This is a genomic window from Gilliamella sp. Gris3-2 (assembly GCF_001690345.1).
Lineage (GTDB): Bacteria > Pseudomonadota > Gammaproteobacteria > Enterobacterales > Orbaceae > Gilliamella > Gilliamella bombi.
In genome coordinates this window covers 33863-47711 of the sequence record NZ_LZHB01000005.1, presented here as the reverse complement: position 1 = coordinate 47711, position 13849 = coordinate 33863, and the positions used below count along the sequence as shown (strand labels likewise).

The 13849-nt window shown below is 33.0% G+C and carries 13 protein-coding genes and 1 tRNA gene; 8 read left to right on the top strand and 6 right to left on the bottom strand.

Annotated features, from left to right (window positions below; genetic code table 11):
• Together A9G32_RS12925 and A9G32_RS01240 are read left to right on the top strand one after the other, a co-directional pair.
• Positions 1-356: hypothetical protein (locus tag A9G32_RS12925; RefSeq protein ID WP_176701297.1), on the top strand; the 356-nt coding region annotated here is incomplete at its 5' end.
• Positions 357-471: 115 nt separating this feature from the next.
• Positions 472-1008: a hypothetical protein gene (locus A9G32_RS01240; RefSeq protein WP_065590761.1), complete on the top strand. Its 537-nt coding sequence runs from the start codon at positions 472-474 to the stop codon at positions 1006-1008.
• Between the two features lie 252 nt (positions 1009-1260).
• Here A9G32_RS01240 and A9G32_RS01235 read toward each other — a convergent pair.
• Positions 1261-1336: transfer RNA gene (locus A9G32_RS01235), tRNA-Phe, on the bottom strand.
• A 157-nt stretch (positions 1337-1493) separates the two neighbouring features.
• Between A9G32_RS01235 and A9G32_RS01230 the strand changes: the two genes are divergently transcribed.
• From A9G32_RS01230 to A9G32_RS01210, 5 genes are all read left to right on the top strand, one after another.
• Positions 1494-1931, top strand: coding sequence for an FxsA family protein (locus A9G32_RS01230; RefSeq protein ID WP_065590760.1), 438 nt, complete (start codon positions 1494-1496; stop codon positions 1929-1931).
• Between the two features lie 144 nt (positions 1932-2075).
• Positions 2076-2369, top strand: coding sequence for a co-chaperone GroES (locus A9G32_RS01225; RefSeq protein WP_034915350.1), 294 nt, complete (start codon positions 2076-2078; stop codon positions 2367-2369).
• Positions 2370-2416: 47 nt separating this feature from the next.
• Positions 2417-4063 (top strand): chaperonin GroEL, encoded by a 1647-nt coding sequence (gene groL, locus A9G32_RS01220; RefSeq protein WP_065590759.1) that lies wholly within the window; start codon positions 2417-2419, stop codon positions 4061-4063.
• 438 nt (positions 4064-4501) lie between these two features.
• On the top strand, positions 4502-6133 hold the full coding sequence (locus A9G32_RS01215) for a hypothetical protein (RefSeq protein ID WP_065590758.1): 1632 nt from the start codon (positions 4502-4504) through the stop codon (positions 6131-6133).
• A 14-nt stretch (positions 6134-6147) separates the two neighbouring features.
• Positions 6148-8277, top strand: a complete 2130-nt coding sequence (locus A9G32_RS01210) for an AAA family ATPase (protein WP_065590757.1) — start codon at positions 6148-6150, stop codon at positions 8275-8277.
• 143 nt (positions 8278-8420) lie between these two features.
• Here the strand turns inward: A9G32_RS01210 and A9G32_RS01205 are convergent, their stop codons facing one another.
• From A9G32_RS01205 to A9G32_RS01195, 3 genes are all read right to left on the bottom strand, one after another.
• Positions 8421-8996, bottom strand: a complete 576-nt coding sequence (locus tag A9G32_RS01205; RefSeq protein WP_065560205.1) for a manganese efflux pump MntP — start codon at positions 8994-8996, stop codon at positions 8421-8423.
• 61 nt (positions 8997-9057) lie between these two features.
• Positions 9058-9672 (bottom strand): hypothetical protein, encoded by a 615-nt coding sequence (locus A9G32_RS01200; RefSeq protein ID WP_065590756.1) that lies wholly within the window; start codon positions 9670-9672, stop codon positions 9058-9060.
• 29 nt (positions 9673-9701) lie between these two features.
• Positions 9702-10835, bottom strand: a complete 1134-nt coding sequence (locus A9G32_RS01195; RefSeq protein ID WP_141672774.1) for a bifunctional tRNA (adenosine(37)-C2)-methyltransferase TrmG/ribosomal RNA large subunit methyltransferase RlmN — start codon at positions 10833-10835, stop codon at positions 9702-9704.
• A 175-nt stretch (positions 10836-11010) separates the two neighbouring features.
• On the opposite strand from A9G32_RS01195, the gene A9G32_RS01190 reads away from it, so the two are divergent.
• Positions 11011-11745, top strand: coding sequence for a M15 family metallopeptidase (locus A9G32_RS01190; protein WP_065590754.1), 735 nt, complete (start codon positions 11011-11013; stop codon positions 11743-11745).
• A 13-nt stretch (positions 11746-11758) separates the two neighbouring features.
• Here the strand turns inward: A9G32_RS01190 and A9G32_RS01185 are convergent, their stop codons facing one another.
• Together A9G32_RS01185 and A9G32_RS01180 are read right to left on the bottom strand one after the other, a co-directional pair.
• Complete coding sequence (locus tag A9G32_RS01185) at positions 11759-12928, bottom strand: ATP-binding protein (RefSeq protein WP_208610473.1); 1170 nt, start codon at positions 12926-12928, stop codon at positions 11759-11761.
• Positions 12929-13072: 144 nt separating this feature from the next.
• Positions 13073-13753, bottom strand: coding sequence for a response regulator transcription factor (locus A9G32_RS01180; RefSeq protein WP_034910896.1), 681 nt, complete (start codon positions 13751-13753; stop codon positions 13073-13075).
• Between the last annotated feature and the right edge of the window lie 96 nt (positions 13754-13849).

The window sequence follows — 13849 nt, the reverse complement described above, 5'->3', positions numbered from 1 at the left end:
TAAATAAAGTAAATGATTTTTATATTGTTCTTAATGGACAGAAAATAAAAAGCATGTTACCTATTAATTTTTGTAAATTAATTAATGAAAATCTCTATTTAAAGGTTATAAAGGAATCAGATGAAAAAAAAATAATATTATTTAAACAGTATATTGAGAATAAATTAAAAGAATTACAGCAATATTACGAAAAATATCATTTCAACAAAATTGATTTTTCATGGTTAAAAAATAATAAAATGGCATGTATGGGCCTTTGGTATAAATTACGTACAATATATCAAAATTCTATAATATTACCTGTATTTACTGATAATCCTACTAATCAAGATGGGAAATCGATCTTGGTTACCTAAACATAAGAGGTATATTACACAGTACAGAAAGTATATTGATATTGTCATCTGCTATTTTTTTGAAAATCAAATCCAAAATCCAACCTCTCACAAAGAAAGGTTGGATTCTATTCAAATGATGTTTAATTATCTTGCATATCATGAGACAACTCGCATAAGAATAGATACATTTTATAAATGTTATGCTTTCGATTTAACAAATATCAATCTAGAGTATTTCTATCCAAATGATTTAATTGAATGTTATAAAAAAGATTGGATAAAGATATATAATTCAAAAAATACTCTAAATTGGATAAATAAATCTAATGAGGAGCAATGTCGTTGGATATGGGAATTTTTGCAAAAAGAACACTCAATTACAATCCTTCAGCATAAAAAGAATTATAGACTTAATCAAAATTTTTGTTTTAATTTTTTTGAATTTACTAATAATGAAGAACGCTATTTAGCTATTTTTACTGCTATATATACAGCTCCAAAAGATGGAATAACAGACAAATTACTCAAAACAATGAAAAAACTATGGTTGCAAAAAGAGAGAAGATCTTCAAATAGAGCAAAAAATAACAAAATTTTAAAAAAACAATGTAAGCGTATTACGAAAGATACAGCAGAAAACAATGAAAATGATTTAAATAAAATAGTATAGATTTAAACTTATCTAATAATAGTAATTAGGCAAGCAATTCTCTATAACCCTTGCAAACAAAGGCTTTAAAGCCATTTTATGGATACACGCCATTATCGAACCAAATGTATCCGGGTTTGTATCCGATTTTCCGCTTGATTTGGGGTAATTCCAGTTGAATTCGGTTGAGTAGTGAAACAAGCTGAAAGGCTTATTTGAAAAGGCTTTAGACATAAAAAAAACTGCTAGAAGCAGGTCTTAGAATTTGGTGATTGGTGCCCGGACGCGGAATCGAACCACGGACACGGGGATTTTCAATCCCCTGCTCTACCGACTGAGCTATCCGGGCAACAATGGATGCACATTAAACACGATTCGTGATCATCAGTCAATCCCTTTTGTAATATTTTTTTTAAAAATATATTGTTTGGTTGAAAAATAGCTAATCATCTTCATATTAAAAGATAATTTTTAATAATATGTTTTTATCCTTATAGGAATTATATATGCGATTTGTTGGCTTTATTATCTTTTTTATTTATGTTTATTTTGAACTCACCTTTTTCATAGCTGTTGCCAATTCAATTGGTATTTTTCTTGCTTTAATTTGTATTATTGCAACATCTATTCTTGGTTTCTCGTTAGTTAAAACTCAGGGTTTGAAAAACCTTAGTATTATGCAACAAAAAATAGCTAACAATCAAAGCTATAAAAATGAAGTAATTAGAAGTGTAGCTTTGCTTTTTGCCGGTTTTTTCTTGCTTATTCCAGGTTTTTTAACTGATATTTTAGGTGCAATCTTATTAATACCCCATGTACAAGATCATATCGTGGAATTTATTGTTCGAAAAATGCCAATAAGATCAAAATTTTCTTCATCACAAATGCATTATCAAGAGGGTGATATTATTGAGGGTGAATTCAAACAGAAAGATGATGAATAAATAATCAGTTGGATTTTTTTTAAATTTGTTCTCTTGAAGAATTTAAAATAATCCCCATATATTATGCACTACATTAAAAAATCATAATTCTATGATTTCTATTAATAATTATCTTAATTAAAAATTAGTGCTAGGAGATAACTAATGAAAATTCGTCCATTGCATGATCGTGTGATCATTAAACGTAAAGAAGTAGAATCAAAATCAGCTGGTGGTATTGTTTTAACTGGTTCGGCAGCAGGTAAATCAACTCGCGGAGAAGTTTTAGCTGTTGGTAATGGTCGCATTTTAGAAAATGGTCAAGTACAGCCGCTAGATGTTAAAGTGGGAGATATCGTAATTTTTAATGAAGGATACGGCGTTAAAACAGAGAAAATCGATAATGAAGAAGTGCTTATCTTATCTGAAAGCGATATTTTAGCGATTGTACAAGCATAACTGACAACTAATTTAATTTATATACAGAATTTAGGAGAAATACGAAGATGGCAGCTAAAGATGTGAAATTTGGTAATGACGCTCGCGCCAAAATGCTTAAAGGCGTTAATATATTAGCCGATGCAGTTAAAGTAACATTAGGTCCAAAAGGACGTAATGTAGTATTAGATAAGTCTTTTGGCGCACCAACCATTACTAAAGATGGTGTTTCTGTTGCTCGTGAAATCGAATTAGAAGATAAATTCGAAAATATGGGTGCGCAAATGGTTAAAGAGGTCGCATCTAAAGCAAATGATGCAGCAGGTGATGGTACAACTACTGCAACTGTTCTTGCTCAAGCGATTGTTAATGAAGGTTTAAAAGCTGTTGCTGCTGGTATGAATCCAATGGATTTAAAACGTGGTATTGATAAAGCAGTTGTTGCAGCTGTTGAAGAGCTTAAAAAATTATCTGCACCATGCGCTGATTCTAAAGCCATTGCTCAAGTAGGTACAATTTCAGCTAACTCTGATGAAACTGTTGGTACTTTAATTGCTCAGGCAATGGAAAAAGTAGGTAAAGAAGGTGTTATTACAGTTGAAGATGGCACTGGTTTACAAGATGAGCTTGATGTTGTTGAGGGTATGCAGTTTGATCGTGGTTACCTATCACCATACTTTATCAATAAACCTGAAACTGCAACTGTTGAATTAGATAGCCCATATATTTTATTAGCCGATAAAAAAATCTCTAACATCCGCGAATTATTACCAGTGCTTGAAGCTGTAGCTAAAGCAGGTAAATCTTTATTGATTATCGCAGAAGATGTTGAAGGCGAAGCACTTGCAACATTAGTTGTGAATACTATGCGTGGCATTGTTAAAGTTGCAGCTGTTAAAGCTCCTGGCTTTGGTGATCGTCGTAAAGCAATGTTACAAGATATTGCAATCTTAACTGCGGGTACTGTAATTTCAGAAGAAATTGGTTTAGAACTTGAAAAAACAACTCTTGAAGATTTAGGTCAAGCAAAACGTGTTGTAATCAATAAAGACAACACAACTATCATTGATGGTGTTGGTGAGGAGTCATTAATTAATGCTCGCGTTGAACAAATTCGTAAACAAATCGAAGAATCAACTTCTGACTATGATAAAGAGAAACTTCAAGAACGCGTTGCGAAACTTGCTGGCGGTGTTGCTGTAATTAAAGTTGGTGCGGCAACTGAAGTTGAAATGAAAGAGAAAAAAGCTCGTGTTGAAGACGCATTACATGCAACTCGTGCAGCTGTTGAAGAAGGTGTTGTAGCCGGTGGTGGTGTTGCTCTTGTCCGTGCCGCAACTACTATTTCAGAACTTAAGGGTGCAAACGAAGATCAAAACGTTGGTATCAAAGTTGCACTTCGTGCGATGGAAGCTCCATTACGTCAAATCGTTACTAACTGTGGTGAAGAAGCATCTGTTGTTGTTAATGCCGTTAAAGGTGGTAAAGGTAACTATGGTTACAATGCCGCAACTGAAGAATATGGTGATATGATTGCAATGGGTATTTTAGATCCAACTAAAGTAACACGTAGTGCATTACAATATGCCGCTTCAGTTGCCGGCCTTATGATTACAACTGAATGTATGGTAACTGATTTACCTAAAGATGATAAGACTGACTTAGGTGCTGCTGGTGGTATGGGTGGCATGGGTGGTATGGGCGGAATGATGTAATTCTTTTCGTCAGTACGAAATAAGCTTATCAATACAAACCACTCGTTTATGCGAGTGGTTTTTTTATGAATTTTCTCTTTATTTATATCTTCTCTTTATAAAATAACTGCAAAATAATAATATACAATTAATTAAAAATACCAAAAATAATTTAAAGTTTTAATCGATTAAATAAAGTATAGATAATAATCTGTTATACCAGCAAAAAGCTTGCTCTATACTTGATGATTATCGTTTATTCTTTAATTTTCTGATTTTGGATGACTGTTTTACTTGTCAAAATCAGATGTTAAATAGATAATAACATGATGAAAAGATGAAATTTATCTTTTCTATAAGATCAAATTATTGTTCCAAACTTTATTTTTTATTTAAAATAGAATTTAAAGTAATTAAATAATAAGTGAATATAGAAATAAGCAATTAAGGAAAGAAATAATGGGTGTAGCTCCAAGAAAAAAATTAGCCAGTACAGAAGAAAAAGACTATTCGGTTAGACAACGTGAAAAAAAAGTAAAAGTAGAAACTCCACTTGCTAATATTCAAGAAAATACTTTTTTTAAAGTTATATTTTCAGATAGCCTTTCATTGGAACAAAAAGTAGAAGAAGTTACTAATATTTTAGAATTTTCTGACAATAAGGAAATTGATCGGGCCAAAATTCAAGAATTTGATACATTTAAAGAATATCTTCAATCAATTTCTGAAGAGATGTCTAAACAACGTATTGAGATGACTGATACCGAAGTATTTGCTGAATTACAACGAGTGTATGCTGATTTTAATAATGATCTTAATGATTTTATCGAAAAAATAAAACCACTTACCGAACTCACCGATGCTTTATATAACTTACGCCAAAATGGTGAAACCCGAAATGCATTAGCTCAAATTAAAGCCGATCAAGAATGGGACGAAGAAAAAGTAACGCAAAAAGCAAATGTGCAAAGTGAAATTATTAATATTGAAAAACAAATATCTGAATTAAAAAAAGAAATAGAGTTATTACAACAGGATAAAAAGTTTTTTGGCCTAGGGAAAATTAAAGCCGCATCAAAAGCTAAAATTGTGACTAATGAAGAAAAAATAGCTAAATTAAATCAACAAATAAAAAACAAAAATAAAGAATTAGATGATATTCAGATAGAAATTACAAAGCGTCACGAGCAACGCTCTGAATCAATTGATGTTGAAAAATTAAAAGAGTTGCTAAATTTAACTTCAGAACAGCATACATTACGTCAAGCTGATATGGTTGAATCGGCATTAAAATTTGTGAATCAAGGTAAAGAGCGTTTTGGTGCAATTCGTAATCATCTTGAAAAAATGGTTAAACAGATTGAAGGACTTAGTGACAATAATGGCAATATGATACAAATTTATGCCATTATGAACGAAGCGACCAAAAAAGTAGAGAAAGTCCATCGTGAACGTAGACAAGAGCTTGAGAGTAAAGATGTTGGCGATAATTTGTTAGAGTCAATGAAGCTTGATGAAACACGCCGTAATTTGGATGAACACATTGATACTGTATCCACAGCAACTGTCGATACTATGCAAACCTATGGTGAATTAACAACTGAAGCTATTAAAATTCGTAATATGCAAGCAGCAACCAAAAAACAAGTTGAAAGTGCAAGAGCAATGCATTCAAGAGGCATCGCATCGGTTGCTTCACAACTCAGTGTTGTTGTAACAGCAGTTAACTCAGCTGCAATTAATGAAGCACAATCAATGGCCGGTAATACTTTAGCCGAAATGACTCGAGTAACAAATGACATTGCTAAAAATGAAGCTATTCGAATTGCCACTGGTCGTGATGAAATTAATAATGATTTAGAAGCAATGCTACAAAATTTAGCTGAATTTGGTGATACCCAAAAAGAAGCGACTGAAATCACCCGTGCGGCACTAGAAACAATGCGAGCAAATTTGGAAGAAATTGAAAAAATGTCCAAAGATGTTCAAAATGATACACGAGAATTTATTGCGGTGACAAGTGATGTTTTATCAGAAAAATCTGAAACCAAAAAAGATAGCTCACATACTACTTCACCCTTTAAACTATAACAAAGGAATGCACAATGTATTTAGTTAGAGGGCGTGAATATTTAGCGCAATACCCTAATTTTACTTTAGTAGGAAGGGAACATGATTTAGAGAGAATATCGTCTATTCTCATACGAAAATCATCAAATTCTCTTTTGTTGACAGGGCCTGCAGGTGTAGGTGTTTCAATGCTTAGTCTTGGTTTACAGGCGGCTAAAAATAACCCAGATACACCATTTGATTTGATTGTAAAAAAATTATTTTGGTTAAATTGTGATGCTCTTTTTTCTAGCGGTGATAGTAATAAGATAAATAATGAGTTTCAAAGTATTTTAAAAAAGCTAATGCAAACTCCTGAGTCAGTGCTGATTATTACTGATACGGCTAATTTTTTAGAAGCAGCACATAATACAGGTAATGCTCATTTTATTAATGCTCTAAATAACGCCGATAAATCAAATAATTTTCAAGTTATCCTCGAAGTTCGTGATGATAAACTTAGTAGTGTGCTAAAGGCTAGCACGAATATGCCTGAACTTTACACACTTTACGATGTCAAAGAACCTACTGGGGATAATTTAAATTCCATTGTTACTACTGTTGCAAAGGAGTTATCTGGATACCACAAAATTGAAGTGGATAAAGATGCTATTGATGAAGCGATACATTTAACCTGTAAATATCGTGATAGTTTAGGTTTAGGTGGGGCACAGCCTCAACGTGCTATTTCATTACTTGATCGTGCGCTTGCTAGTTATCGTCAACTTACACATAAACAGCATCCAAAAATTTCTGAGTTAATGGGTAAGATCGAAAAAAGTACCAGTGAAACAGAACAATATGATTTGCGGCAGCAGCTTGAACAATGGCAGCAAGATTGGCAGAATTTAAAGTCTGAAATTAGTAAAACATATCAATATCAACGTGATGCTGAAACGTTACGCTTCAAACTGCAAGATGAAATCACTCAGTTACAAGAAGAAGAGGACAATAATAAAAATTCAGAATCAGTTGCTATAAAGACATTCGCGCAATTAACGGCTGGAGGATTTGACTCTCCAGCAGTCGCTAAATTAAAGGAAAAAATTCGACAAATTGATGCTGAAATTGCACAAAATAATGAACAACATCAAAAATTGGTGATGCTAGCCAATAAAGATTTGCGACTAAATCGCCAAGAAGTGATTGCTGAATTTAGCAAAGTTTCAGGTATATCAGCAAACAAATTAGATGAGAATGAAGTTGAAAACTTGATTAATTTGGAGGCAAATTTATTATCGCGAATTTTTGGTCAAGATAACATTGTTAAACATGTCGCCAATTCGGTAAAGGTGGCTAAAGTTGACACGCTTGAAGAATCAGGCCCTGCAATGTCTTACCTATTTTTAGGTCCATCTGGTGTAGGTAAAACTGAAATGGCCAAAGCTTTAGCGGAATATGTTTACGGTGACGAAAAATCGTTGGTTCGTTTTGATATGTCAGAATACATGGAAAAACATGCTGTTGCTAAATTAATTGGTGCACCTCCGGGATATGAAGGATTTGAAGCAGGTGGAATTTTAACAAACTCAGTTAGAACAAAACCGGTTGGAATCTATTTATTTGATGAGATTGAAAAAGCACATCCTGATGTCTTTAATATCTTTTTACAGATCTTATCGGATGGACGATTAACCGATAATGTAGGTCGAACTGTCGATTTTTCTGATATCATGATTATTATGACCTCAAATATTGGACAATCTTACTATTTGGATCCTAACCTTTCTGACGAAGCTGCATGTGAATTAGCGACAAATGAACTGAATAATACTTATCGTTCAGAACTGCTTAATCGTTTTAATGGACGAGAAAATATTCTTCATTTTAAACGTTTACCAATGGAAGTTATTGAACGGATTATTCGTCGAGAAATTGACAAATTAAATCAATCATATAGTCATCGAGGCTACACTATCGAAATAAAAGATTCTTGTATCAGTACATTCTGTCACAATCATTATGATATCATTCGTGGTGCCCGAGGATTGCCGGGTTATATAAAAACCAATGTTAGGCCATTTATTGTTAATCATATTTTGCAGAATCCTCAAGATCAAGGAGTGTTTAAAGCAATTTATAACCAGCAGACACATAGTTTTGATATGGAATTTTACAAAAATTAAAGGAAGATAAAATAGAGTTAGTTTTCTGTAACCTTTATTAAGGAAAGTGATTGGTTTCGGACGTTATTTAAATTTGGATAAAATATATCAATCAATAAAACGTTCGAAACCTAACAGTATAAAAAGTATTTTTATTTGAAACATTAAACAGAAAGATGTTGATAAAGAGTTATTACTCCAATAGAAATAAGTACTAACCCGCCCAAAAGCTCAGCCCGTTTACCAATTAAACAGCCAATTTTATTACCCAATAATAACCCAATAGTAACCATTGTACAGGTAGCGAGTCCAATCATTGATGCAGCAAAAAAGATATTAACACTTGCTAATGCTAAGCCAACACCAACGGCAAATGCATCTATACTGGTTGAAATTGCTGTGAAAATTAGCATTAGAAAAGATTTTTTTGATGATGTTAATTCATCTTCTTGGCAATTTCCATCTGACTGTTTCTGGCTGTTATATATCATATTAATGCCTAAAAATAGCATGACAGCAAATACAACCCAATGATCCCATTGTTCAATATATTGCAACGCAATATAACCAACTAACCAGCCAAGCAATGGGGTAATAGCCTCAACAACACCAAATAGAATACCAATTTTGAATGCGCCTAAAATTGGTGTTGATTTAAGTGAAATCCCACGACAAACGGCGACAGCAAAGGCGTCGGTTGACATTGCTAGTGCTAATAATAAAATAGCCCAAAAATTCATGACATATACTCTTGCTTATAATTATTAAAAATTTATTAATATTATAATAATGGATGATGATTTATTTATTTGTTACTGAAAATAGATAATTTGCTATTTTTTTATCACCTTTGTTTTTATAAAGTTCAGCTGTTTTTATAACGTTGTCTCGACGATTAGCATCATATTGAAAAAGCTGCTTAAACATTAAGTCAGCTGTTCTTTTATCATTATTTTGGATTGCACAATAACCATATTGTTCATAAGCATCAGCTTTCCAACGATGACGATCGAACTCAATACTCTGTTCAAATTGTTTTTTTGCTTCTTGATAACGATCTCGACCACATAAAAAAGAACCATAATGGATATGATATAATCCATTACCTGGTTGCATTAGAGTAATACGTTTGTAAATTATCTCGGCTTCGTTGTATTCACCAACATGTTGATCAAACATTGCCATGGCTAACATAACTTGGGGATTATTTGGAGAGTATTGTGCAGCTAATTTTAGATTATAATGTGCTACTTTGATATTTTCTTCTGACTCATTTGCTTTAGCAAGATATCCTAATCCAAGTCGCATCCTAGCCAAAGCGGCTTTTTCTGGATCAAATTCATTGTTGTTTTTCATTTGGCAACCCGCTAGTACTATCATCAAAAAATAGCTAGTTATAACTAACAATTTCTTCATCTATCTCTCCTTTTTATAAAGATTTATCCTTATGCTGTTTGCTTAACAAGGTTCTGCTTTTTGTAAAGAGTTCTTTTAGTGCGATCAACAACTTCACCAGCTAACTGGCCACATGCAGCATCGATATCATCCCCCCGTGTTTTACGAACTATTACGGTAAATCCATATCCCATCAATGTTTTCATGAAGCGATCAATTCGTGTATTTGAACATCTTGAATAAGGCGCACCAGGGAACGGATTCCAAGGAATTAAATTAATTTTGCTAGGTACATTTTTTAGGAATTGTGCAAGCTCATGAGCATGTTCAACGCCATCGTTAATTTGATTAAGTAATACATATTCAATAGTTACTTTTCCGTGATTTGCGTTTGAAGACGAAAGATAACGCAGAATTGAATCACGTAGCATAGACATATTGTATTTTAGGTTAATTGGCATAATTTCACTACGAATAGTATTATTAGGTGCATGAAGTGATATCGCTAGCGCCACATCAATCATACCAGCTAGCTTATCTAAAGCGGGAACAACTCCTGATGTCGATAGTGTTACACGCCTTTTTGATAAACCATAGCCAAAATCATCTAACATAATTTCCATAGCTGGTGCAACATTAGATAAATTAAGTAGCGGTTCACCCATACCCATCATAACTACATTAGTAATGGGCCTATCTGCTAATTTTCCGGTGACACCAATTGCATTTGATGCACGCCATACTTGGCCAATAATTTCAGAAACGGTTAAATTACGATTAAATCCTTGTTGGGCAGTAGAACAAAATTTACACTCTAGTGCGCAACCAACTTGAGATGAAACACATAATGTTGCACGATCACGTTCAGGAATATAAACAGACTCAATCAGTTGGTTATTACCAACATCAAGTGCCCATTTTATTGTGCCATCAGAAGAACGCTGTTCTATGGCAATCTTAGGAGCTTTAATTTCTGCTAAAGTCTTTAGTTGTTCACGTAGTTTTTTATTGATATCGGTCATTTGATCAAAATTATCTACACCAAAATGATAGATCCATTTCATTACTTGATCAGCTCGAAACGGTTTTTCACCAAGTGATATAAAAAACTCTCTTAATTGTTGGCGTGTGAAGTTTAGTAAATTTATTCTTTCGTTTATGGAATTAGTTGTATTAAGATTCATTGTATTGGCAGCGTCTAAACAATTTTCAGACGTATTAGATGTAGATGTTGTTAACATAAGGCCTCGTTTTTACACATTATGGCTATTTCATTTTTTAGGAAAAGGATTATACTGTTTTTAACTTAATCTGGCTATATAGAATATTGGCAATGCTTGAAAGATGAAGAAATCAACAATGTTAAAAAAAATAGGTGGTTTAACTTTAAACTTATCTTTACTTCTATTTCCTACTTTTACCATGGCACAACAGATCACATTAAATAAACTGATTGGACAGTTTGACGAAAAAAAAGATAATGGTTTTATTGCGTTAGATTCAACTATACTACCTGTTAATAAAAAAGGAATGTATCTACAAAAAGAGCCAACCGAACAACTTATAAAAGCCTACAATGATTTTAAAAAAGTTCATCCAGATGTTCCTTTTATCATAGTAAGTGCAACGCGGAATTACACTTACCAAAACGGTATTTGGCAACGGAAATGGGATGCTTTATCAGCTAAAATAAATGATCCAGAAAAAATTGCTGAAGAAATTCTAAAATTTTCGTCAATGCCTGGCACATCAAGGCATCATTGGGGAACAGATATTGATATTACCAGCGTTTCATCAAAATATTTTAAGTATGATAAAAAAGGCATCATTTTATATAAATGGCTTCAAAAAAATCTGCCTAAATATGGATTTTGCCAAGCTTTTAATGAAGGACGCAAAGGAGGGTATCAACCTGAAGAATGGCACTGGTCATATAAACCTATTGCTAGCCAATATATTGACCAATACAAAAATATATTGAAAAGTGATCCAGAAGTTATTATGAGATCTTTAAATTTTATAGGGCGCGATAAAATCAAGCTGGAAAGCCTAGTTAAAGAGTATGTATTAACGGTGAATGCTGATTGTTATTAATATATTTTTATTATTAATGTTTTCTCCAATAAGGCAAGCATATTGTTACAATAAGGCCTCCACCATCACGATTAGTTGCTTGGATAGTACCGTTATGCATAATGACGGTCTTTCTGGCAATTGCTAGTCCTAGACCATAACCTTTACCTAATTGTGGAGACTGAATACGGACAAATGGTTCAAAAATACTTGATAACTTATTTTCTTCAACACCAGGACCTCGATCTTTAACTTCAATTTGTAAATACTTACCTGTTTCTTTTAGTGAAACTTCTACGGCTTGCTCAGCTTTTGAAAAGCGAATAGCATTTCGGATAATGTTTTCAACAGCACGACGTATTTGTTCTGAATTACCTTTAACAATTGGATGAGTAATAGATGATAAAGTAAAATGTACTTCAATTAACTGGTGATTAGCTTCATAATTAGCATCATTGATTACTACACTTATTAAGTCTTTTAAATCAAAATATTCATCAGTGCGATTATTCATTTCAGCACGAGAATAATTTAGAATTTCGCCAATTAACTGATCTAAACGTTCTGACTCTAACTCTATTCTAGCTAAAGATGTATCAATATTTTGTTTATTTTGTTGAGCAAGTCCAATTGCTAGTTGCAATCGAGCAAGCGGAGTTCTAAGTTCATGAGAAACATCATGAAGGAGAGACTGACGATCAGAAAGTAATATATTAAGTTGCTCAACCATCATATCAAAATCTTTACCTAATTCGCTAAGTTCGTCACGCCTAGGTTTTAGTTTATTGAATAATCTGACAGAAAGATCTCCCTGAGATACCTTGAAAAAACCTTGCCTTAATAACCTCATCGGTCTAGTTAAATTCCATGCTAGAAAGAGGCTAAAAACAAGTCCAACACATATGCCCATTAATACAATGGGCAATGGCATGTTGAACAATGCCTTTTTAACATGATCCTCTTTATCCTCTTTAAATGAAACAGAATAAAGAGTTCCGTCAGGAGCGACAGTCATGCGTTGATAAGCATATGTAGGTGTTTCTAATTCATCGGTTAAAATATTAACTTGATCATTCAATGGAGAAACTAATTTTATTGACAGTAACGTTCTTTCTCGCTCAGGTAAATGTGCTATGAAATTAAGCGTTTCATCTTCACCAGCTACATGTAATAACTGGGCAATCATATCGACTTTCGTAGGCATATGATTGAGAAATCTTTGATTTTTATTTTCTACATAAATAGAAAATGCAATCCAAGTCAATTGGAAGGTAAGATAAAAGATTACCCCAAACGTGATAAGTATTTTCCAGAATAATCGATGATTCATGTCAAGCCTATTTGTTTGTTAACGAATACGGTAACCGACGGCTCTAATCGTCTCTATTGTCACATCATTTTGTGCAACTTGATGTAATTTTTGGCGAATATTGCTGATATGGACATCAACACTACGATCATAAAGTTCTCTTGCTCGACCAAGCCCAATTTCAGATAATTCTTCTTTAGTTACTACTCGCTCGCTATGTTTCACTAATAAAACTAATAAATTAAACTCGGTTGATGTCAAATCAATTACTTGTCCATTCCACGTACAAAGCCGTTGAGGTAGATCTAACATTAAACCATTAAAATGGTATTTTTTATCATCAACCATTTCGACCGAACGTTCATCAAAACGTCGTAAAACTGCACGTAATCTTGCTAATAATTCACGCGGATAACATGGTTTTGGAATGTAATCATCAGCACCTAATTCCAAACCCAAAACGCGATCAATATTATCACCCTTAGCAGTTAACATAATAACAGGCATATTACATTGTTGACGGATGCTTTTCAGGACATCAATACCATTAATATCTGGTAACATCACGTCTAAGATTGCTGCACGATATTTACCTGATAGCGCTTCATCAATACCATCTTTACCTAAATAAACACTTTTGATATTAAAACCTTCATTAGTCAAATATTCGCTAAGCATTTGTGATAATTCAATATCATCATCTATTAATAAAATATTTATCATAATCGCAATCGCCATTGTTATCTAATTATAGGTTTTCACATTATTGCAATAATAAAAAAAAAGTCAGGTTCTTTTACTAAAATATTACATATT